18 protein-coding genes and 1 tRNA gene are annotated in these 23,322 nt (G+C 69.5%); 15 read left to right on the top strand and 4 right to left on the bottom strand.

Annotation, left to right across the window (positions count from 1 at the left end):
- Nucleotides 1-41 precede the first annotated feature (41 nt).
- The 9 genes from Q9K23_RS22825 (at nt 42) to Q9K23_RS22785 (ending at nt 7,990) form a co-directional block, all read left to right on the top strand.
- Nucleotides 42-1,028: a PHB depolymerase family esterase gene (locus Q9K23_RS22825; protein ID WP_261977961.1), complete on the top strand. Its 987-nt coding sequence runs from the start codon at nt 42-44 to the stop codon at nt 1,026-1,028.
- Between the two features lie 11 nt (nt 1,029-1,039).
- A complete protein-coding gene (locus tag Q9K23_RS22820) occupies nt 1,040-2,746 on the top strand; it encodes a serine/threonine-protein kinase (protein ID WP_053777530.1) in 1,707 nt (568 codons plus the stop codon).
- A gap of 60 nt (nt 2,747-2,806) precedes the next feature.
- A complete protein-coding gene (locus tag Q9K23_RS22815) occupies nt 2,807-3,793 on the top strand; it encodes a YafY family protein (RefSeq protein ID WP_053777604.1) in 987 nt (328 codons plus the stop codon).
- A gap of 87 nt (nt 3,794-3,880) precedes the next feature.
- A tRNA-Val gene (locus Q9K23_RS22810) sits at nt 3,881-3,955 on the top strand.
- 489 nt (nt 3,956-4,444) lie between these two features.
- Entirely contained in the window at nt 4,445-5,347 is a 903-nt protein-coding gene (locus tag Q9K23_RS22805; protein WP_053777531.1) for a polysaccharide deacetylase, read from the top strand.
- Between the two features lie 26 nt (nt 5,348-5,373).
- Nucleotides 5,374-5,685, top strand: coding sequence for a hypothetical protein (locus Q9K23_RS22800; protein WP_053777532.1), 312 nt, complete (start codon nt 5,374-5,376; stop codon nt 5,683-5,685).
- The gene (locus Q9K23_RS22795; protein ID WP_053777533.1) at nt 5,682-6,626 is read left to right on the top strand and encodes a GTP-binding protein; all 945 of its coding nucleotides are present in this window, start codon (nt 5,682-5,684) and stop codon (nt 6,624-6,626) included. Before Q9K23_RS22800 ends, Q9K23_RS22795 begins: the two co-directional genes overlap by 4 nt.
- A 72-nt stretch (nt 6,627-6,698) precedes the next feature.
- Entirely contained in the window at nt 6,699-7,724 is a 1,026-nt protein-coding gene (locus Q9K23_RS22790; protein ID WP_053777534.1) for an asparaginase, read from the top strand.
- A 92-nt stretch (nt 7,725-7,816) separates the two neighbouring features.
- Entirely contained in the window at nt 7,817-7,990 is a 174-nt protein-coding gene (locus Q9K23_RS22785; RefSeq protein ID WP_160319601.1) for a hypothetical protein, read from the top strand.
- A gap of 13 nt (nt 7,991-8,003) precedes the next feature.
- On the opposite strand, the gene Q9K23_RS22780 is transcribed toward Q9K23_RS22785, so the two are convergent.
- On the bottom strand, nt 8,004-8,189 hold the full coding sequence (locus tag Q9K23_RS22780) for a hypothetical protein (RefSeq protein ID WP_152972774.1): 186 nt from the start codon (nt 8,187-8,189) through the stop codon (nt 8,004-8,006).
- Nucleotides 8,190-8,399: 210 nt separating this feature from the next.
- On the opposite strand from Q9K23_RS22780, the gene Q9K23_RS22775 reads away from it, so the two are divergent.
- The 4 genes from Q9K23_RS22775 (at nt 8,400) to Q9K23_RS22760 (ending at nt 16,910) form a co-directional block, all read left to right on the top strand.
- Complete coding sequence (locus Q9K23_RS22775; RefSeq protein ID WP_305950291.1) at nt 8,400-10,799, top strand: serine/threonine protein kinase; 2,400 nt, start codon at nt 8,400-8,402, stop codon at nt 10,797-10,799.
- A gap of 58 nt (nt 10,800-10,857) precedes the next feature.
- The gene (locus tag Q9K23_RS22770; protein WP_053777536.1) at nt 10,858-12,969 is read left to right on the top strand and encodes a protein kinase; all 2,112 of its coding nucleotides are present in this window, start codon (nt 10,858-10,860) and stop codon (nt 12,967-12,969) included.
- 114 nt (nt 12,970-13,083) lie between these two features.
- Nucleotides 13,084-13,956 (top strand): SGNH/GDSL hydrolase family protein, encoded by an 873-nt coding sequence (locus tag Q9K23_RS22765; protein WP_053777537.1) that lies wholly within the window; start codon nt 13,084-13,086, stop codon nt 13,954-13,956.
- Between the two features lie 230 nt (nt 13,957-14,186).
- On the top strand, nt 14,187-16,910 hold the full coding sequence (locus Q9K23_RS22760) for an acyltransferase family protein (protein WP_082365922.1): 2,724 nt from the start codon (nt 14,187-14,189) through the stop codon (nt 16,908-16,910).
- Nucleotides 16,911-17,007: 97 nt separating this feature from the next.
- Here the strand turns inward: Q9K23_RS22760 and Q9K23_RS22755 are convergent, their stop codons facing one another.
- From Q9K23_RS22755 to Q9K23_RS22745, 3 genes are all read right to left on the bottom strand, one after another.
- Nucleotides 17,008-17,502 (bottom strand): peroxiredoxin, encoded by a 495-nt coding sequence (locus tag Q9K23_RS22755; RefSeq protein WP_053777538.1) that lies wholly within the window; start codon nt 17,500-17,502, stop codon nt 17,008-17,010.
- A complete protein-coding gene (locus Q9K23_RS22750; protein WP_053777539.1) occupies nt 17,499-17,939 on the bottom strand; it encodes a DUF3052 domain-containing protein in 441 nt (146 codons plus the stop codon). Before Q9K23_RS22750 ends, Q9K23_RS22755 begins: the two co-directional genes overlap by 4 nt.
- 137 nt (nt 17,940-18,076) lie before the next feature.
- Nucleotides 18,077-18,631 (bottom strand): hypothetical protein, encoded by a 555-nt coding sequence (locus tag Q9K23_RS22745; RefSeq protein WP_261977962.1) that lies wholly within the window; start codon nt 18,629-18,631, stop codon nt 18,077-18,079.
- A gap of 456 nt (nt 18,632-19,087) precedes the next feature.
- Here Q9K23_RS22745 and aceE point away from each other — a divergent pair, with 456 nt between their 5' ends.
- Entirely contained in the window at nt 19,088-21,808 is a 2,721-nt protein-coding gene (aceE, locus tag Q9K23_RS22740; RefSeq protein ID WP_261977969.1) for a pyruvate dehydrogenase (acetyl-transferring), homodimeric type, read from the top strand.
- Nucleotides 21,809-21,936: 128 nt separating this feature from the next.
- Entirely contained in the window at nt 21,937-23,208 is a 1,272-nt protein-coding gene (locus tag Q9K23_RS22735; RefSeq protein ID WP_053777606.1) for a helix-turn-helix domain-containing protein, read from the top strand.
- Nucleotides 23,209-23,322 lie beyond the last annotated feature (114 nt).

Below are 23,322 nucleotides of genomic sequence, written 5' to 3'. Positions count from 1 at the left end.
ATCGTGAGAGAAACGGCGGTCGCACCCTTTAGGCTGTTCCGGTGCGTGTGCGTCGGGTCGGTTCCCTGTGGTGTGGTGTCGTCGTCGTTCTCGGCGTGGTGGTCTCGGTGCTCGGCATCTCGGGACTCGGTGTCGCCGGATTCGGTGCCACCGCCGCGGCCTCGCCGGCCGGCACAGTGACCGAGGTCGCCGCCTGCACCACGCGTACCGCACTCGCCCCGGGCACCACCGTGCGCACCACCAAGGTCAAGGGCGTCAAGCGCAGCTATCGGCTGCACATCCCGCAGGGCTACAACCGTTCCCGGGCCTATCCGCTGATCCTCGCCTACCACGGCCATGCCGAGAACACCGCGGCCTTCGAGCGCTACACCGGACTGTCACGGCTGCCGGCCATCGTGGTGTACCCGACCGGCCTGGCCGGCACCGACGGCACCTCCTCGTGGCAGGGCGCACCGTATTCGGCGCCCAAGGCCGACGACATCGCCTTCACCTCGACCATCCTGCGCGAGGTCCGCGGCCTGGCGTGCGTGGACCGGGCGCGGACCTACGCGGTGGGCCGCTCCAACGGGGGCGGGCTGGTGTCCATGCTGACGTGTCGTCTGCCCCGCGAGTTCGCCGCCTACGCCGTGGTCAACCCCGCGCTGTACGCCCAGACCTGGCGGGCGTGTCCGAGTGCCCCGCCGGCCTCGGTGATCAGCTTCCACGGCACCGCCGACCCGGTGATCCACTACGCCGGCGGCGTGCGATTCGGGTCGCGCTACACCGGCATCGCCGACGCGACGCAGACCTGGGCCCGCCGCGCCGGATGCGTGCCGGTGCCGATCACCACTCCGGTCAACGGCGTTGTCGTGCGTGAGAACTGGCCGCTGTGCTCGTCGCTCGGAGAGGAGATCGTGCACTACCGGATCTCCGGTGGCAGCCATCTGTGGCCGGGCTCGTCGGTGCGCACCAGTCGCACCGGACCCAGCGACAGCATCTCCGCGACGTCCCTGATCTGGCAGTTCTTCGGCCGCCACCCCGCGTTCTGACGGAGGAACCGATGAGTCACCCCGACGATCGCTCGGGAACCACGCTCGGGCACTACCGGCTCGAGGAGTTGCTGGGCCGCGGCGGCATGGGCGAGGTCTACCGCGCCACCGACACCCGCAAGGAGCGCGTCGTCGCCCTCAAACTGCTGCATTCGACGCTGGCCGGCAACAGCAACTTCCGCGACCGGTTCCTCCGGGAATCGCGGGTCGCCGCACGGCTGAACGAGCCGCATGTGGTGCCGATCCACGACTGGGGCGAGATCGACGGACTGCTGTTCATCGACATGCGGCTGGTCGGCGGAGCCGACCTGCGCCGGCTGCTCACCGACTCGGGGGCGCTGGATCCGGCACGGGCGGTGATGATCCTGGGTCAGGTGGCCGACGCCCTCGACGCCGCACACGAGAGCGGGCTGGTCCATCGGGACGTCAAACCCGACAACATCCTGGTCGACGTCCGCGACTTCACCTATCTCGCGGATTTCGGTCTGGCCCAAGCCGATTCCGACACGCGACTGACCTCCACCGGTGCGGCGATCGGGTCGTTCGGCTACATGGCGCCCGAACGGTTCGGATCCGACGAGGTGGGTGCCGCCGGCGACATCTACGCCCTGGCGTGCGTCCTGTTCGAAAGTGTCACCGGCACACAGCCGTTCGCGTCGGCGACCAATATCGAACAGCTCATCACCGCCCATCTGCACAAACAGCCGCCGGCCACCGGGTCCCCGCTCGACCCGGTGATCGCCCGCGGCATGGCCAAGGATCCCGCCGCGCGCCATGCCACTGCCGGCGAGCTGATCGCCGCGGCCCGCGCGGCGCTCGAAGCACCGGCCCCACAGGGCGGTTCGGCCGTCTCGCCGCCCACCGTCGTGCCGTCGGCACCGACTCCCCCGCCGCCGTCGGAGCGGTTTCCCACGGTGACGCCCCCGCCGTCCGGACGGATTCCATCGGCCACGCCCCCGCCGCCGTCCGGGCGGATTCCGTCCACCACACCCACGCTGCCACCGTCGTCGTATCCGTCGGGTCCGCGTCCGGTCACCGGATCGACCAGCGCCTACGCGCCGACCGGCCAGGTTCCGTATCCGCCCGCCTCCTACCCGTATCCGGCGGCCCCCGCACAACCGAGGCGTGGCTCGGCGGCCGCGATCGCGCTGGGCGTGGTCGCAGTGCTGCTGCTGGCCGGGATCGGGATCGGCGGCTGGGTGCTGCTGTCGGGGGATTCGTCGTCGGGCACTGCGGCGTCGGGCGGCTCCGACGCGCAGATTCCCGCCACGGCCGCGACCACCGAGGCCACCACCGTGACCTCCGCCCCCACCGAGACCGCGACCGCCACCGTCACCCAGACGGCCACACCGACGACGCAGGCGCGCAGCTCGAGTGACCTGGGGCTGACCACCCCGATCAGTCACCCCGCCTGCGACGGCACCGGGATCGTCGTCGTCGGCAATGCCGTCACCCCCGGCCAGTACCCGGCCGACATCCAGCGCATCCTCGACCAGTACCCGGGGTCGAGCTATCTGCGCACCGACGAGTCGTGCGGGTCCCTGCGCGACCGTGACGACAACGGCAACGTGATCTATGCCGTCTACCAGGTGGCCGGGTCTTCGCTCGCCGACATCTGCCGGCTGCGTAACCAGCTCGGTGGCGAGTCCTACGGCAAGTGGCTCGACAACACCACCGACCCCACCACGTTCATCACGCCCAGTCAGTGCGGTGCCTGAGCGGGAGTCTCTGCCCAATGCGGACACCGGCTGTCCGCGATGTCCGGCACGATGGACGCCATGCTGGAGACCTCGGCCCGACTGTTGCAGTTGCTGTCGCTGCTGCAGGTTCGACGCGAATGGTCGGGACAGGAGCTCGCCGACCGGTTGCAGATCACCACGCGCACGGTGCGGCGCGACATCGACCGGCTGCGTGAACTCGGCTATCCGGTGGACGCCACGGTCGGCGTCGGCGGCGGGTATCGGCTCGGTGCGGGCGCCCAGATGCCGCCGCTGCTGCTCGACGACCAGGAGGTTCTCGCCGTCGCGCTCGGTCTCGACGCGGTGACCACCGGTCCGGTGTCGGACATGGCCGAGGCGTCGGCCGGCGCACTGTCCAAGTTGCGGCAGGTGATGCCGTCCCGATTGCGGCATCGGCTCGATGCCCTCGCGCTCGAAGCCATCCCCCACGAACCGCGGGCCGCCGACGTGTCGGCCGAGGTGCTCACCGACATCGCCACCACCTGCCATCGGTACGAGCGACTGCGGTTCGACTATCGGCGTCACGACGGCACCGAGTCCCGGCGTGATGTCGAGCCGTACCGGCTGGTCCGCAACGGGATGCGTTGGTATCTGGTCGCCTTCGACCCCGACCGCGACGACTGGCGGTCGTTCCGGATCGACCGCATGGTCCCCAAGACCCCGACCGGTCCCCGATTCGTCCCCCGCGAGCTGCCGGAGGGCGGGGCGTCGGCATTTCTCGAACGCAGTATCGGCGCGGTCTACCGTGCGGTGTCGGCGCGGGTGCGGATGCACGCGCCGCTGGAGACCATCGCCCCGATGATGTCGGATTCCTGGGGCACCATCGAGGCCGGTGACGAGTCGAGCTGTGAACTGCGCATGTACTCGTCGTCGCTCACCTCGATCGCCCGCTGGATGTATGCCTTCGGTGTCGACTTCACCGTGATCGAGCCCGACGCCCTGCGCGACGAATGCCGCAGTGTCGCCGACTATCACGACGAACTCGCGGCGCGATACCGCCGGGCCGCCCACCACGACGGCCCCTGACGATCTGCCCGGTTCCGGCCGGTTTGGGAGTTGCCCCGTTCAGCGACTACATTCGTTGACTGGTGCGGGCGTCGCGACGTCCGTCCCGCGCGTATAGCTCAGCGGTAGAGCTCTGGTCTTACACACCAGCGGTCAGGGGTTCGAATCCCTTTGCGCGCACCATCATCGACGCAGGCAGCGGGCTGTCCATACGATCGCGACCAGTGTCCCGATTCCCCGCAGTGTGCCGCGGGTGTGCCAACGCACGGTTGGCGAGCCCCAAGTTCAGACGGCCTTATCCGTCCGGTTCTCCGAACAATTGCTCACTACTCGTCCTCTTCGTCGGCGACACCGTCGCCGATATTGTCCAGCTCCTCGGACTCGCGGCGAGCAATCGACTCAGCACGGATGCCCTTCACGCCCTTCTTGCGGTTATCCCGCACCAGGATTCGCCGGCCAGACGGTCCGCTCTCGGCCGTATCCGGTCTCGGCCAGCATCATCGTCGACGGCCGCTGACACCGCTGCCCGTACGGCAGTGAGTCGTCGGCGACCCCGCCTTGACCACTGTAACAACGATCACCTACAGTCCCGCAAGAACGTTTGCGCAATCGTTCTTTCACCTTTCGGTCGCTCCCCCTGACGAGATGCGCCCCCGAGTGTGCGAGGTAGACATGGCCAAGGAGATCATCGTCAGCTTCGGTATCGACATCGATGCCGTCGCGGGTTGGATCGGTTCGTACGGCGGCGCCGACTCGCCGTCCGACATCCAGCGTGGAGTGTGGGCCGGACAGGTCGGCGTCCCGCGATTGCTCAAGATGTTCAAGCGTCACGGAATCCGGACCAGCTGGTTCATCCCCGGCCACAGCATCGAGACCTTCCCGGACGAGTGCGCGATGGTCGCCGCGGACGGCCACGAGATCGGTGCGCACGGCTACCTCCACGAGAACCCCGTGGCGATGACCGCGGCCCAGGAAGAGGACGTGCTCGCCCGCGCGGTGGAACTGGTCACCGAGCTCAGCGGCAAGGCGCCGCGCGGATACGTCGCACCGTGGTGGGAGCTGTCGTCCAACACCCCGGACCTGCTGCTCAAGTACGGGTTCGAGTACGACCACAGCCAGGGATTCAAGGACTTCGTCCCGTTCTACGCACGTTCGGGTGACTCGTGGACGGGCATCGACTACTCCAAGCAGGCCGCCGACTGGATGAAGCCGATGGTGCACGGCACCGAGATCGACCTGGTCGAGATCGGCGCCAACTGGTACGTCGACGACCTGCCCCCGATGATGTTCATGAAGGCCTCGCCCAACTCGCACGGATTCGTCAACCCGCGCGACATCGAAGAGCTCTGGCGTGACCAGTTCGACTGGGTGTACCGCGAACTGGACTACGCGATCTTCCCGATCACGATCCACCCGGACGTCTCCGGCCTGCCGCAGGTCCTGCTCATACTCGAGCGCCTCATCGACTACATCAACGGCCACGAAGGTGTCCGCTGGATGACCATGGAGGAGACCGCCGCCGACTTCCGCAGCCGCTTCCCCTTCGCCGGCACCGAACGCCCCGTCGACTACTGATCGACGGCAGCAGCTGAATGTGTGGGATGTGCGGGACACCCGTGCCGCCGGCGCAATGGTGCGGGGCGGGCATCGTCGACGACGCCGGTGCGCGCCGCCGCGCCCGCGCGGCATCGGTCCGGGTCCTCGCCGCGATGCTGGCCGGGTCGGCGGTCCGGGTGACCGCCGATCTGGCCGGCATCGGCTACACCGTCAGCTCGGCCGACGGACGCAGCCGCGTGGTGTCCGATCTCGCGGCCGTGTGGCCGACCCTCGCCGAACTGACCGGCCGGCCGTTCGATCCCCTCGACCCCGGCATGCTGGCTCGGCTGCGGGAGCTCGGAGCGGCCGACCGATGACCATCCACACCCCCGTCGACAGCCTGGACCGCCGGCTCTCGCTGACCGTCGTCGGCGGCTTCCTCGGTTCGGGCAAGACGACCCTGGTCGACCGCGCCTACCGTGACCCCGACACCGCGATCATCGTCAACGACGCCGGTGATCGAGCCCCCGACCTGGCGACCGGTGTGTACGCGCTGCTCGGCGGCTGCGCGTGTTGTGACCGACGAGATGCGCTGGCGGAGTTGCTCCGGGACCTGTGCGCAGCCCGACACTCCGGTGCGGGGCCGCGGCGCGCGGTCCTGGAGACCAGCGGCCTGGCCGATCCCGCCGGTGTGCTGCACGCGATCGAGGCAGATCCGGTCCTGTCATCGAATGTGGTCGTCGCCGACGTCGTCATCGTCGTCGATGCCGAGCGGGGGCTCTCCGACCTGGTGCATGAGCAGCTGGCCCGGGTCCAGTTGGAGCAGGCCGACTCGGTGATCGTGTCGAAGACCGACCTGGTCGACGCCGCCGCGCTCGCAACGGTGGCCGCGACGGTCACCGCACTGAACCCCGGAGCAGCGATACGGGCCGCGACGTTCGGCGACCTCCGACCGATGGGATCGTTCGACGGGGCCGCCGCGGTTCCGCTACCGGCGACGACCGACCTGTCCGCGCCCCGCTCGCGGTGGATACCGGTCCCCGGCACCGTCGACTGGACCGTGCTGTCACTGTGGCTCGGCGCCCTCGTCACCGCCCACCCGCAGCAGATCCTGCGGGTCAAGGGCCTCGTGCGCACCCCGGCCGGACCGGTGATCCTGCATGCCGCGCGCGGCGCCATCGGCGTGCCCACCCGTCGTCGCGACGCCGACGTCACCGACGACGACTGCGGCCTGCTCGGCCTCGTCCGCGACCTCGATCCCGATGCCGTCGCAGAGTCGTGGAACGTCCACCGCCGAGCGCTGAGCGCCGATCCCTGACCCCTCGACCACCGCCGGCCGCGCCGCGCCGATGATCTCAGCCGTACCCGTGATCTCCCCAGAAGGACAATCGTGACCGCAGCATCGTCCAGCTTGCCCCGCATCGACTACTTCGCCCTCGGCGGCACCATCGCCAGCGTCCGCGGTGACGTCGCCGGTGCGGTCCCCACCCTGACCGCCCAGGACATCGCCGACTCGGTCGACGGCCTCCACGAGGTGGCCGACGTCCGGGCGCACCAGTTCCTGCTCACACCGTCACCGGAGATCACGATCGAGGATCTCATCCGGCTGCGCGACGCCATCGCGGCCGCAGTCGCCGACGGGGCCGTCGGCGCGGTGGTCTCCCAGGGCACCGACTCCATCGAAGAGACGTCGTTCGTCCTGGATCTGCTGTGGTCCGGCGATCCGCCGATCGTGTTCACCGGCGCGATGCGCAATCCGTCGCTGCCGGGTTCCGAAGGGCCGGCGAATCTGCTCGGCGCCGTCCAGGTGGCCGCCTCGGCGCAGGCCGTCGGCACCGGCGTGACCGTCTGTCTCGGCGACGAGATCCATTCCGCCCGTTACGTTCACAAAGGTCACACGGCCAGCCCGGCCACCTTTGTCTCGCCGGGTCTCGGCCCCATCGGGTGGGTCGCCGAGGGGCGACCGGTCATCGCCCTGCGCCCGGCGACACGGCACCACCTCACCCTGCCTGACGATCCTGCGGTCCCGCCGGTGGCGCTGGTCCGGCTCGGACTCGGTGACGACGGTCGGCAGCTGCGGGCCCTCGCCGACCTCGGCTATCGCGGGGTGGTGATCGAGGCGTTCGGCGGTGGTCACGTCCCGGTGGCCGCACTGCCGGCGATCGCCGACCTGGTCGCGGTGATGCCGGTGGTCCTCGCGTCCCGCGCCGGGGCCGGTGAGGTTCTCACCGCCACCTACCGATTCCCCGGTTCGGAGATCGAGCTGATGGCGATGGGCCTGGTCCGGGCCGGAGCGCTCGACGGGCTCAAATCCCGCCTGCTGCTGACCCTCTGCCTCGCCGGTGATCTGGATGCGGATGCCATCGCGACCACATTCCAGTCGGTCGGTTCGACGACAGGACCGACCCGGATCTGAGGTGATCGCCGGTTCGCGAACCCTCATTCGGATCGCCGACGCGGACTCGCTCCTCGCCCACCGGTGCGCCGAAACACCCTAGGGTGCTTCACATGCTGGGCATCGTCGCGGTCTTCCTCCTGATCCTCGTGATGATCGCCGTCGCCGTCCCGATCGCGACCGTGGTGTTCAACAAGAACCGCGACCGGCGGCCGCCGGGCCACCCACCGAGTGGGCCGGTCGTCGGCCCCGGCAACGGCAACGGCAACGGCCACCAGATTCGTTGACCGGGTATCGGATTCACGAGCTGCCGATGACGTCCTGCTGCGGCAGCACCGACCGGATGCGGCGCGTCACCGCAGCCCGGACAGCGGCCGGTACCCGTGGTCCGGTGGCCAGGTAGAGGGGTACCGGCGGCAGTGGCGGGAGATCGCGCACCCGCTCGAGACCGTCCGGGCGCGCACCGATGCGCGGGAGCGGGGTCATGCCCTCCCGGTGGCGCACCGCCGACACCACCACGGTGCGACTCGCCCGTCCGCCACGGTCATGGGGTCACTCCCGGTGACCCCATGACCAGACCCCATGACCAGGCCCCATGATCGCGCCCCGACGACGGGGTCCGACCGCGGCGACACACCATTTCGGTATCGTCGACGCGGGCTGCACGGCCGGAGCATGCCGAGGGGACGGTTTTCTGTGAGCGGGGAGTATGTGGGCTCGATCGCGGGCTATCGCCTGCTCGGGCCGATACGCATCGACGGCATCGGGCAGGTGTTCCTCGGCGACCACGACACCCCGCCCCGACGCGAGGACGTGCGCGTCCTCCCTCCCGGGGCGACCGCCGACGATTCCGGCGCACGATTCGGTGCGCAGACGCGCGCACTCACCCATCTCGACCATCCCGGACTCCCCCGGATCACCCATCACGGCATCGATCAGCAGTACGCATGGGTCGCCACCACCCACGTGGACGGCGCGCCGCTCGGTCCCGGGCGCCGCGACGACGCCGAGGCCTTCGGTGTCGGCGCCCTGATCGCCGACGCCCTCGACCACGCCCACCGCAACGGAGTGCTGCATTCCGATCTCGCACCCGAGGGCATCCTGCTCACCGCCGCCTCGCCGCCCGGTGCTCCGGGAAGCGTCGTCGTCCTCGACATCGGCGTCATCGGCCTGATGCCCCGACGCTCGGCCAACCCGTTGTCCGGTGGGCCGTCCTACACTGCCCCGGAAGTACGCACGGGAGGCACAGCCGAGGCTCCTGCCGACCAGTATTCGCTGGCCGCCATCCTGCTCACCCTGCTCACCGGCACGCCGCCCGGTCCGGCGTTCACCGGGTTCGGCGCCCATCGCACCGATCTCACCGTGCTCGACCCGATCTTCGCCCGCGCCCTGGCCGACTCACCCGCCCACCGCTACCCCGATTGCCGCAGCTTCATCGGCTCGGTGACGGCAGCGCGCTCGGCGACGATCCCGGTCGCCGACCCGGTTCCCTCGCTCCGGGGCCGGGCGCAGCCGACGATCGTCCCCACCGGCGACCCGAAACACACCGGCAGCCCGAAACACGGCGACGCCCCGGAGCGCACCGGTATCCGGGCCGAGCTCCCACCGGCCGGCGGCCTCTCCGCCGGTTCACCCCCTGCCGCGTCACCCCCTGCCGCGTCACCCTCTGCTGCACCACCCCCTGCTGCGTCACCCTCTGCCGTTCTCCCCGCCGGCGGTGCCATCGACCGCCCCTCCGGCGACACGCTCCCGCCCCGAACGCTCCCACCCCAAGCCCCGCCCGCCAGGCCGACACCACCGGCCCCCGACGCGCCGACCGACGCCCACGCCGCCACCTCCGGCACCCACAGCACCGACCCCGCGTCCGGTGCGATCACCGAACCCGCACATCGGCGTCGGAGCACCCGCACGGTCGGCATGATCGCCGGCGGAATCGTATTGCTGCTGGTCGTAACCCTGGTCTCGGTGGGCACCACGCTCGCCCTCACCCGAGAACCCGCACTCGTCCAGACCACCACGTCGAGCCTCGCGATCGCCAACGCCACCACCTGCACCGTCCACGACGGTGCGGTCTGGTGCTGGGGCGACAACGCACACGGCGAGGTCGGCGACGGGACCACCGAGAACCGCAACGCCCCGACCCGGGTCCCCGGACTGGCCGACGTCACCAGCATCGCCGTCGGGTGGACGTCGGTCTGCGCGATCGCCGGCGGTTCGCTCTACTGCTGGGGCGGCAACGAGAACGGCCAGATCGGCGACGGGACCACCGCCGACCGGACCACGCCGACCAAGGTCGAGGCGCTCCACCATGTCACCTCCGTCTCGACCGGTACCGACATCGACCTCGTCGACGGCGAGATCACACCACGATCGACCACCTGCGCGGTGGCCGACGGCGGTGCGTACTGCTGGGGCGCCAACACCTACGGGCAGATCGGGGACGGGACCACCGAGAACCGACTCGTCCCGGCCCGCGTGCACGGCCCCGCCGACTTCACCGTGCTCGACACCGGGTCGGCGATCACCTGTGGTCTGACCGCCCCCGGCGATGTGTACTGCTGGGGCTACAACCGATCCGGCGGCATCGGCGACACCACGTTCACCGACCGCCACACCCCCACCCACGTCCCCGGACTCGGCCGGGCCGCCGCACTGACCACCGCGGTGGGCACCACATGCGTGATCAGCGATTCCGCACTCTATTGCTGGGGAAACAATCGATACGGCCAGGTGGGCGACGCGACCCGCCGATACGCGCGCACTCCCCTTCGCGTCGACGGGCTCCCGCCGGTGACCGCGGTCTCCACAAACACCCAGGCGATCTGCGCGGTCGCCGACCAGCGCCTGTTCTGCTGGGGCAACAATCTCGACAGCATGGTGCCCGACGACCGGCGGGGCTACCTGACCGCACCGGTGGAGGTGGGCCCGGACGACCTCGGCGGCCGGCTCGGCCCGGTGACCGGGGTCGTCACCGACTCGAGTACCACGTTCGTGCGCACCGACGCCGGGTTGTTCGCCTGGGGCCTCAATCGCAAGGGGCAGCTGGGCATCGGAACCGACGACTCCACCTTCCACCCCGTCGAGGTGCGGTTTTGAGCGCAACGCCGCCGATGCTGCCGCCCGCACCGGTCCCGACGACGAGAGGGCACCGCCCATGAGCCGACTCGATCCCGGCACCGAGTTCGCCGGCTACCGTGTGCTCGCCCGGCTCGGCGAGGGCGGGATGGGACAGGTCTTCCTCGTCGAGCACCCGCACCTGCTGCGGCGCGAGGCCATGAAGGTGATCTCGGTGACCGCCGCCGATCACGCCGATTTCCAGGAACGCTTCACCAACGAGGCCCGCACCGTGGCCCTGCTCCGGCATCCGGGCATCGTCGCGATCCACCACTACGGCGTGGAGGCCGGCGCCCCGTGGTTCACCATGACCTATCTCGACGGCGAGGACCTGTCGCGGAGCCCGCTCTCCGACGCCGAGATCGGTCTGGTCGCGGTCCGGTCGGCCGAGGCGCTCGACTACGCACACCGCCACCAGGTGATCCATCGCGACATCAAACCCGCGAACATCATCGTCACCCGCGAGGACGACGGCGTGATCGACCAGGTGGTGCTGCTCGACTTCGGCATCGCCCGGTTGATGGACTCCACCCGGATGACCGCCACCCAGGCCTTCATCGGCACCCTCGCCTATGCCGGGCCCGAGCTCATGGACGGACTGCCCGCCGGCCCGGCAACCGATCAATATGCGCTGGCCTGCACGATCTATGAACTGTTGACCGGTGTCACCCCGTTCGAGGCACCCACCCCGTCGGCGATGATGGCGGCCCTGTTGTCGCGGCCCGCACCGCCGCTGAGTGGACGACGCCCCGATCTGGCGTCGCTCGATCCGGTCTTCGCCCGCGCCCTGTCCAAGGATCCCGCGCTGCGCTACCCCGACTGCCAGTCCTTCGCCGCGGCCCTCTCGGGCGTCCTGGGTGCCTCCGACGCCGGCCCGCAGGCCGCGATCGCGGCACCCACACCGACGCGCTCGGCGTCGTTTCGACCGGCGGTCCCCGCCGAGGCGGCCCGCAAGTCCGGTGACACGACCGCCCCGGCCGACACGATCCTGCCGAGGCCGCCGACACCGTCCCGCCTACGACGGCTGCTCCCGGCCCTGCTCACCCTGGTCGCCGCAGTCCTCGTCGCCGCCGTCGCGGTAGGCGTCACGCTGGCCGTCGGTCGCTCCGACAGCACCGCGAGCGATCCCGTCGCGCTCACCGGTCAGGTCACCGAGCTGTCGGTGGACGTGTTCACCACCTGCGCGGTCCGTGACGCCGTCGGCTATTGCTGGGGCCAGAACGACGACGGACAACTCGGTGACGGCACCACGGTAGACCGGCACACACCGACCAGGGTGGCCGGGATCAGCGACGTCACCGACATCGCGACCGGCGGCTCCACCACCTGCGCGGTGGCCTCCCGCACGTTGTACTGCTGGGGATCGCCGGCACTGCAGCAGACGACGGTCCCGAAGGAGGTCGCCGGGCTCACCGATGTGACCGACGTCGACGTCGACGGGTCCAACATCTGCGCCATCGCCGGCAGTAGCCTCTACTGTTGGGGCGCCAACGGCTCCGGACAGCTCGGTGACGGCACCACCTCCCCGCGTACCGCCCCGGCCAAGGTCGAGAGCCTGAGCGGGGTCACCGCGATCTCCGTCGGCGACGACGTGACCTGCGCGGTCGCGGCGAACACCCCGTATTGCTGGGGATCGAACAAGAACGGGCAGCTCGGTGACGGCACCACCGTCGACCGGCACACGCCCACCCAGATCAAGGGTGTGGAGTACGCACCCGCGATCAGCACCGGCGGAACCATCGGCAATGCCACCACCTGCGCCGTCCAGGTCGACGATGTCGCCTACTGCTGGGGCTCCAACGATCAGGGCCAGATCGGTGACGGCACCACGACCGCCCGGTCCACGCCCACGCCCGTCCTGACCGATGCGCTGGCCGTGGTCACGGCCGCAGCCGAGGCGACATGTGCCATCACCCTGACCCGGGAACTGAAATGCTGGGGCGGCGTGGGAATCGCCGGCGGCGACGACACGGTCCGGCCGGCCTCGGTCCCCGGCCTCCACGATGTGACCACGCTCGCGGTGTCCGGATCGAATGTCTGCGCGGTGGCCGACGCCGAGACCTACTGCTGGGGTCTGAACTCGAAGGGCGAGGTGGGCGACGGCACCACCCAGACGCGCAATGCCCCGACAAAGGTGACGTTCCCGGCATAGGCGCCGTGCTCGCGACCGGTCCCGAGCTCACCGTGATCACCCGGTTATCAAGCTGTATCCCCCGCTGGATTGCGACAGGAGTGACCGGTGTAGTTCAGTGGGACCATTGTGACTATGCATCTGCGTCTTCGTCCCGCCCGTGGTCCGCGTAACCGTCACCGCCGGCTCCGGCGGCGTGTCGCCGCGGCGACCCTCGGTATGGCTGCGGCCGTGACCGTGCTCGGCGCGTCCCCGGCCGCGGCCGAACCGCTCGGGGATCTCGCCGGCGCACTGGGCACCTCGTCCGCCGATCTCCCCCTCGACGAGATCCTGGGCCTGATCCCCGGCCTCGACGGCCTGCTCCGTCCCGACGGCGCGGCCGGCACCACCCGCTGCACATCGGTGATCCAGGTCGGGGACTCCACATCGGTGGGCGTCGACGACGTCGCCCGGGTACCCACCCCCGACGACACCCTCACCGCGCAGTACAAGCGGGTCGGGGCCACACATGTGACCCTCGACGCCGACGGCGGCCGATCGATCGTCGAGGAGGTGGGCGGGCGGCCGAACGCCGCGGACGCGGTCCGGACACAGCTGGCCGGCGGCGCCCGCGGATGCTGGGTGATCGCGATGGGCGTCAACGACGCCGCAAACATCGCCGTGGGCAGCACGGTGGACGCCGACGAGCGCATCGATCGCATCATGGGCCAGCTCGCCGGGCAGCCCGTCCTGTGGCCCACCGTGGCCACGTCGAATCCGTCGAACAGCGCCTACCGCGCCGAATCGATGACCTCGTTCGACGCCGCCCTGCGTCGCGCCGTGGCACGCTATCCCAACCTCGCCGTGTACGACTGGGCCGCGGCCGCACGACCGGCATGGTTCGCCGACGGCATCCACTACACGGCCGCCGGGACCGCCGAACGCAACCGCCGATTCGCCGACGCACTCGCCACGGCCTTCCCTCCCGGAGCCGGCGTCGCACCCGCCACCCGGTGGGTCGCAGGCTGATCGTGCGGGCCACGGGCAGTGGTTGATTACGCAACCAGATCTGGTGCGCCACAAAAATTTACGCATTCCGAGCAAAACGTCGTACAACCGGACGACACGGCCGACGTGGCGGCTGGGTCCTTCGGTGGGCCCGGGCTAGACTCGGGGCGCCTGGTGCCCCTGTCCGGCACCGCGACAGCAGCGCTGTGCTGTCCCCCACCGACGCCGACCCGAAGACGCACTCTGCCTCTATGCCACGTCCCACTCATGCCGGAGCCACCTACCTCCCGGCCCTCGATGGTCTCCGCGCGCTCGCGGTCTGCTTTGTCGTCCTCTACCACCTCCATGTGCCGGGGTTCAGCAGCGGACTCCTCGGCGTCGGCGTCTTCTTCACACTCAGTGGCTTCCTGATCACCTCACTCCTGCTGGCCACCCGCGAGCGCACCGGAGGGTTCGCGCTCCAGCGCTTCTGGCTGGCGCGCCTGCGTCGGCTGCTGCCCGCGGTGGTGCTGGTGCTGGGCACCTCGCTGGTCGCCGCCTCGGTCGTGGCACCGGACAAGGTGGCGAAGTACTCGTGGCAGGCACTGTCGGCGCTGTTCTACGTGAACAACTGGTACAACATCGGGTCGGCCGACTCGTACTTCGACCGGTTCGGTGGCCCGGGGCCGTTCGACCATCTGTGGTCGCTGTCGATCGAGGAGCAGTTCTACCTGCTGTGGCCCCTGCTGCTCGCCGCACTGCTGGCCGTACTCAAGAAACGCATCTGGGTCACCCTGGCGATCCTCGCGCTCGCGATCGGATCGTTCCTGCTGCTCAACGGCATCGCCCATCCGGGATTCGACAACACCCGCGCCTACGAGGGCACCGACACCCGGGCCGGCGGCCTGCTCCTCGGGGCGGCGCTGGCGTTCTGGTGGCCGGCGCGGGCACGGACGGTCGGCCACAACGCCCGCTGCACCCTCGACGTCCTGGCCCTCGGGGGCCTCGCCCTCATCGGCTATCTGATCGCCACCACACCGGATGGCGACATCTCGCTCTACCGGAGCGGGATCGTGCTGCTCACCCTCGCGACGATGGCCGTACTGATGGCCACCGTCGTCCCGGAGACCCTGGTCGCCACCGTGCTCGCACTCCCCCCGCTGCGGTGGATCGGCGAGCGCTCCTACGGCATCTACCTCTGGCACATGCCGGTGATCGCGTTCCTCCCGGCGGCCTTCCGCTCCGAGAAACCCGTCGCGACCGCATCTGTCGTGATCATCACGACCCTCGTCCTGTCGGCGGTGTCGTGGCGCTACGTCGAGGACCCGATCCGCCGATTCGGTTTCCGTAAGGCCTTCACCACTCCGCGAGATCCGGAGGACACCCTCATGAACCACTTCCTCGCCTGGCTCATCGCGCTGACCACCCGGTTCACCGACCGGCTGACCGTTCTGCAGGAACGGATGGACGCCCGGCGCCGGGCCGACGCCGAGTCCGTGGCCTCACCCGCCCCCGAGGGCACGACCGACGCCCCGGAGACCACGGGACCGGACACGCCCCCCGACGCGGCCGCACCTGACGAGGCCCCCCACCTCGAAGTCCCCCACCTCGAGGCCACCGGGAGCGACGACTCGACCGACGGGGTGTCCGATACGGCCCCGGCCGACGGGGCCCGCACGGTGCCGATGCAGGCCGTGGCGGACACCGAGACCAGCACCGAGGTCACCGCGGCGGTCGACGCCGAGGCAGCTTCCGAGAATGCTTCCGAGGCCGAGGTACTGCCCTCGGATCTGCTGCCCGCAGACGACGACCTGCCCGCCGAGGTGGAGGCGGCCCTCGACGCCCGTTCCCCCCGCACGTCTCCGACAAGTCCTGCCGCGCCCGCCGGTGACGAGTCCACCGGGACCGACACCGACACCAGCACCGAGGTCTTCGACGACGACACCGACACCAGCCGGATCCCCGTCGCCGCCGGGCCGCACGGGCCGGCACACCCGCCGCACTCCGCACACGGCCCCGGCCAGGGGGCACGTGGTCAGAGCACCCCGTCGCCGACTCTGCGTCGCCGACGCCGTCCGCAGCTGCTCGCCTCGATCGTGCTGGTCGCGGCCCTGGCGATCGGTGGGCTCATCGCCCTGGGCAGCCTCGACGCGGACACCCCCGGCGACCTCGACACCGCGGCGCTCGCCGAGGACCTGCCGCCGACGTCGACCACCGCACCGGCGGGCCCGACACTGCCGGTCACCGAACGGCGCACCGATTGCAGCACCGTCGTCCACGTCGGGGACTCGACGTCGATCGGCATGAACAGTGCGGACACCCTGCCCGATCCGATCGACCGGATCACCGGCCGATACAAGGCCGTCGGGGCCAAGACGGTGATCACCGACATCGCCGGGGCCCGATCGAGCCTGGAGACGGTGAACGGCGAGCCCAACGCGGTGACCTCGATCGAGGGACAACTGGCCCGCGGTGTCCGGGGCTGCTGGGTGATGGCGATGGGGATCAACGACACGGCGAATGTCGAGGTGGGCGGACCGGGTCCGGTGGACATGCGGATCGACCGTCTGCTGGCGCCGCTCAAGGGGCAGCCGGTGTTGTGGCCGACGGTGATCACCAGCCCGCTCAACGAGAACCCGGCGTACGACAACCGGGCGATGCAGCAGTTCGACAAGGCACTCCTGCGCGCGTGCAAGCGATACCCGAATCTTCGCCTCTACGACTGGGCGGCAGAAGCACAGCCGGGCTGGTTCTCCGACGGCATCCACTACACGCCGGCCGGCTACACCGAGCGGGCCTACCGGTTCTCGATCGCGCTGGCGACGGTCTTCCCGGCCGAGGACGCCCCGCCGCGTGGGTGTCTGCTGCGGTCGTCGGACGTCACCGCGGTGCCGCCGTCACCGACCAGGCCGGCCCCGGGTCCCTCGACCCCTGCGCCGGTGAACGCCGGCCAGGCCGCACCGGCCCCCGATCGTCCGGTGAGCGCACAGGGCTGAGCCGGGTATAGGCCCAGCAAAACAGACGGGCGGTCACGGGACGACAGATCCCGGCCGGCCCCGGATGGGTCCGGCCGGTCGGACCGAACGGCCCGGATCAGGCCCGGGCCACCCCGAGTACCTGCTCCCAGAGTTTCTCCGAGCGTCCCTCGCCGGGTTCCATCACATCGGCGAACCGGATGGTGCCGTCGGGATCGACCAGGAACGTGCCGCGATCGGCGTATCCGCGGGTGTCGTTGAACACCCCGTACGCGTCGGCGACCGCACCGTGCGGCCAGAAGTCGGAGAGGATCGGGAACAGAAAACCCTGCGCCGACGACCACACCTTGTGGGTCGGCGGCGGGCCCACCGAGATCGCGACGGTCCGGAGTTCGTCGTCGACGAACTCCGGCAGATGGTCGCGGATGTAGCCCAGTTCGCCCTGGCAGGTGCCGGTGAATGCGAGTGGGAAGAACACCAGCAGGACCTTCTGTCCGGCATCACGCAACGCCGACAGCGACACACGCTGGTTGTTCTGGTCCCGCAACTCGAAGTCGGGAGCGATGTCACCCACACGCAGGTGACCGACGGGCGAACCCGTGGAAACGGTCATGGGCGCTTGCCGGTGGAGCGGGATTTCGGCTGCACCAGCCGTGACCCGGACCAGTCACCGAGGCTGACCACCGAGGTCTGGGTGAGTCCGGCGGTCGGCGCCGCCTCGGCGATCTCGCTGGGATCGACGTAGCCGTCGTTGCCGGTCTTGGGTGACACCACCCATACATATCCGTCGTCGGCCAGCGGGCCGATCGCATCCATCAGCCGGTCGACCAGATCCCCGTCGCCGTCGCGCCACCACAGCAGCACCACGTCGACGACATCGTCAGCGTCCTCGTCGACCATCTCGGCATCGATGGTGTCCTCGATGTCGACCCGCAGGTCGTCATCGGTGTCCTCGTCCCAGCCGAGTTCCTGGACCACCATGCCCTGGGCAAAGCCCAGCTTCTGTGCACTGCTGCCGTCGGAGCCAATGCCCCCTGAGGCGGCTACCACCGCGCGAGACCTCCTGAGATCTGTGTTCATGTCGTCGGGCGACACGTCCGTGTCAGCCGTAGCACACAGCGTAGTGCACCACCGGCCCGTTTACGTCGGCGAATCGCGACGCGTCCCCCGGATTGTCGTCCGATCGATCACCCGGCCGGCACCGGCACCACCGCCGAGGTGCGGGTGGCGATCCCCGGTGGCGGCGGCAGATACCGGGCACACACGTCGAGGACCGCCTGCTTGTCGGTGCTCCAGCGGGTGGCCACCGGGTTGAGTCCGGTCAGTTCGTGCGCGCCGATCGCGTCCTCGAGCCGGGTGGTACTGGCCAGGAAGGTGTTCACCGGCGTCGTGAGATCGGCCGGCACCTCCGGATCGCGGGCGTCACGGATCCGGTCGGCCCCCGCGATCAACGCCGCGCGCGCACGATCGTCGAGGTCACCGACCTTGTCATAGGAGTGGAAGCGGTTGAGTGCCTCGAGGAAGTCGTTGTACCCCTTGACCATCACGACCATCGAGGAGGTGGCCGTCCGGCACAGCGCGACCGTCGCGTCGTGCCGGTGCGCCGAGGCCGCCGACACCGACACCTCCGAGCTGTGGAGGGCCAGCTGATCCGACGGCGCCGTGCCCGATCCGGTCACCGAGGTGGCGCAACCGCTCACCACCGCCGCGACCAGTGCCACGCCGAGAGTGATCAATGACACAGCGAGTCCGCGCGTGCCCCGCACCGGCGTCGCCGGGGTGGGACCGTCCCCGGCCACACCGCCGCTGTCGGCGTCACCACGGCGGACACCCGTGCACGGGGCTTCGGCGCAGGACACATCGACGCAGGACAGACCACCACGGTGCCGCATCTCGCCACCCCTCACTTACTCGCCGGTAACGCCTGAGCGAACGCTACCGCAGGTCAGCGCGCGGATACCGAATCGCCACTCACCCGATGCCAAGCTTCGGCGCATGGGGCACGATAAGGAGTGGACACGTGAGCGGGCACACCATCCTCGCAGCCGTGTCCGCGTGTCATCGACCGCCGCGCACAACCCCACGCCGGCCCAGATCGAGGAGTAGGCATCACCGTGACCGAACAGGCAGAATCCACCGACGCGACAGCCACACACGGCGTCGCCCCGTCCGCGACATCCGGCGCCCGTGTCCGGGTCATCCGCGAGGGTGTCGCGTCGTATCTGCCCGACATCGACCCAGACGAGACCACCGAATGGCTGCAGTCCTTCGACCAGCTCGTCGCCCACGCCGGCCCCGCCCGAGCGCGCTACCTGATGTTGCGCCTGCTCGAACGCGCCGGTGAGCAGAACGTCGCGATCCCCTCGCTGACGTCCACCGACTACGTCAACACCATCCCCACCGAGAACGAACCGTGGTTCCCCGGCGACGAGTCCGTCGAACGCCAGTTCCGCCAGTTCATCCGGTGGAACGCCGCGATCATGGTGCACCGCGCGCAGCGCCCCGGAGTGGGCGTCGGCGGCCACATCTCCACCTACGCGTCGTCGGCGTCGTTGTACGAGGTCGGCTTCAACCACTTCTTCCGCGGGATCGACCATCCCGGCGGCGGTGACCAGATCTTCATCCAGGGTCACGCCTCCCCCGGCATCTACGCGCGCGCCTTCCTCGAAGGCCGGATCAGCGCCGAACGGATGGACGGCTTCCGTCAGGAGCACAGCCACGCCGGACCGGGCGGCGGCCTGCCGTCGTACCCGCACCCGCGGCTGATGCCGGAGTTCTGGCAGTTCCCGACGGTGTCGATGGGTCTGGGCCCGATGAACGCCATCTACCAGGCACGCTTCAACCACTACCTGCACGACCGCGGCATCAAGGACACCTCCGACCAGCACGTGTGGGCGTTCCTCGGCGACGGCGAGATGGACGAGACCGAGTCGCGTGGCTTCGCCAGCTTCGCCGCGACCGAGGGCCTGGACAACCTCACCTTCGTGGTCAACTGCAACCTGCAGCGGCTCGACGGCCCGGTGCGCGGCAACGGCAAGATCATCCAGGAACTCGAATCGTTCTTCCGCGGCGCCGGCTGGAACGTGATCAAGGTGATCTGGGGCCGCGAGTGGGACTCGCTGCTGCACGCCGACCGTGACGGTGCGCTGGTCAACCTGATGAACTCCACCCCCGACGGCGACTACCAGACCTACAAGGCCAACGACGGCGCCTTCGTCCGCGAGCACTTCTTCAACCGGGATCCGCGCACCAAGGAACTGGTCAAGAACATGACTGACGCGGAGATCTGGAACCTCAAGCGCGGCGGCCACGACTACCGCAAGATCCACGCCGCCTACGCCGCGGCGAAGGACCACAAGGGCCAGCCGACGGTGATCCTGGCGCACACCATCAAGGGCTACACGCTGGGCAAGCACTTCGAGGGCCGCAATGCCACGCACCAGATGAAGAAGCTGACGCTCGACGACCTCAAGGCGTTCCGCGACTCCACCCGCATCCCGATCACCGACGCGCAGCTGGAGGAGAACCCCTACCTGCCGCCGTACTACCACCCCGGGATGGACTCGCCGGAGATCCAGTACATGCTCGATCGGCGCAAGCACCTCGGTGGGTCGCTGCCGGTCCGTCGCACCGTCGCCAAGCCGCTGCACCCGGATGCGAGCAAGGCGCTCAAGACCACCGCCAAGGGGTCGGGCAAGCAGCAGGTGGCCACCACCATGGCGCTGGTCCGCATCTTCAAGGACCTGCTGCGCGACCCGGAGATCGGCAAGCGGATCGTGCCGATCATTCCCGACGAGGCCCGCACCTTCGGTATGGACTCGTGGTTCCCGACGCTCAAGATCTACAACCGCAACGGTCAGCTCTACACCTCGGTGGACGCCGAGCTGATGCTCGCCTACAAGGAGAGCAGCGAGGGTCAGATCCTGCACGAGGGCATCAACGAGGCCGGTTCGGCGGCCTCGTTCACCGCCGTGGGCACCTCGTATGCCACCCACGACGAGCCGATGATCCCGCTCTACATCTTCTATTCGATGTTCGGGTTCCAGCGCACCGGTGACAGCTTCTGGGCCGCCGCCGACCAGATGACCCGCGGCTTCGTGATCGGTGCGACCGCCGGCCGCACCACCCTGACCGGTGAGGGCCTGCAGCACGCCGACGGCCATTCGCCGCTGCTGGCGGCCACCAACCCCGGTGTGGTGGCCTACGACCCGGCGTTCGCCTACGAACTCGGCCACATCGTGACCGACGGTCTCAAGCGGATGTACGGCGACGACCCGGAGAACGTCTTCTACTACATCACCGTCTACAACGAGCCGATCAGTCAGCCGGCCCAGCCGGCCGACCTCGACGTCGAGGGCGTGCTCAAGGGTGTCTACCGGTTCCGTCCGGCCCCCGAGGGCAAGCAGTATCCGGCCAACATCCTGGTCTCGGGCGTCACCATGCCGGATGCGCTGCGCGCGCAGGAGCTGCTGGCCGACGAGTGGAATGTCGGCGCATCGGTGTACTCGGTGACCTCGTGGAGCGAGCTGGCCCGCGGCGGCGTGGAGATCGACCGGGCGGCGGTCCGTGAGCCGGGTGCCGCGGCCGGCACCCCGTATGTGACCGAGGTCCTCGGCCGCTCGTCGGGTCCGTTCGTCGGGGTCAGCGACTACATGCGCGGCGTCCAGGAGCAGATCCGGGCCTACGTGCCGGGCACCTACCTGACGCTGGGCACCGACGGATTCGGCTTCTCCGACACCCGCCCGGCCGCACGCCGGGTGTTCAACGTCGACGCCGAGTCGATCGTGGTGGCCGTGCTGGTCGCCCTGGCCCGCGACGGACACGTCGATGCATCGGTGGCCGCCGCGGCCGCCGAGCGGTACAAGATCACCGACGTCAACGCGGCGGCGGTGTCCTACGCCGACACCGGCAGCGCGTAGGTCGTCGGCATCCATCCGACGGGCCGGCCCGTCTGATCTGCCCGTGGCAGTCCCCACCGATCGCCGGTGAGGACTGCCACGGTGTCGTGTCGGGGCCGGTGGAGTGCCTCGCGGACTACATTGGATGGGTGTCCGATGCCCGGGTGAACCAGCCTCAACCACCGGCCGACGTCTTCGGGGAGCGCGGCGCCCACGTGCCCGCGCCGGCGACGGTGCACGACGCGCTGCCCGACACCCTGCTGCGCCGGGTCAAGCAGTACAGCGGCCGGCTGGCCACCGAGGCGATCCACTCGATGCAGGACCAGCTGCCCTATTTCGCCGATCTCGACGCCGCACAGCGCGCCAGCGTGCAGCTGGTGGTGCAGACCGCGGTGGTGAACTTCGTCGAGTGGATCCAGGATCCCGAGGGCAACGTCAAGTTCACGGTGCAGGCATTCCAGGTGGTCCCCCAGGATCTCGCCCGCCGCATCACGCTGCTGCAGACCGTCGAGATGGTCCGGGTGGCGATGGAGTTCTTCGAGAAGTGGTTGCCGCTGCTCGCCCGAAACGACGCGCAGCTGCGGGCCCTGACCGAGTCGGTGCTGCGGTACGGCCGGGAGATCGGTTTCGCCGCGGCGGCCATCTACGCCTCGGCCGCCGAGTCGCGCGGCGCGTGGGACTCCCGCCTCGAGGCCCTCGTCGTCGACGCGGTGGTCCGTGGTGACAGCGGCCCGCAGCTGATGTCGCGGGCCGCGGCGCTGAACTGGGATTCCGACGCCCCGGCGACGGTGATCATCGGGGCACCCCCGCCCGAGCAGAACGTCTCGGTCCCGCTGGCCATCCACAACACCGCCAAGGGGCACGACAGGGCGGCGCTGTCGGTGGTCCAGGGCACCCTCCTGGTGACCATCGTCTCCGGCCCGATCCGTCCCACCGATCGCTTCACCCTGGAGCTGCTCACCCACTTCGCCGACGGTCCGGTGGTGATCGGCCCGACGATGCCGAACCTGAATGCCGCACACACCAGCGCCACCGAGGCGATGGCCGGGATGACCGCGGTGGTGGGCTGGCCGGGTGCGCCGCGCCCCGTGCACAGTCTCGAGTTGCTACCGGAACGCGCACTCAACGGCGACTCCACCGCGACGGCGACCCTCATCGACACGCTCGTGCGACCGCTGACCCATGGCGGATCGACGTTGAACCACACTCTCGAGTCGTATCTGGACTGCGGCGGCTCGGTCGAGGCATGTGCGCGCGAACTGTATATCCATCCAAATACCGTCCGGTACAGACTGAAGAAAATTGCAGAAATCACAGGACGTGATCCAACTAACCCCCGCGACGCGTATGTCCTACGCATCGCGGCGACCGTCGGACGTTTGACACGCTTCAAGAACGAAACATCGACATCTGCCACATAGAACCCATCAGTAACATCACGGAGATACTGTTTGCGCTGGCAGCGGCCATATGGACACGGTTACGTAACGAATCTCGGTGTGATGACGATGCGGGTGACGCCACGATTACCTTTG

Origin of the sequence: Gordonia sp. NB41Y, from assembly GCF_030718915.1 — a bacterium.
Classification (GTDB): Bacteria; Actinomycetota; Actinomycetes; order Mycobacteriales; family Mycobacteriaceae; genus Gordonia; species Gordonia desulfuricans.
This window is presented reverse-complemented; position numbering and strand designations above follow the sequence as displayed.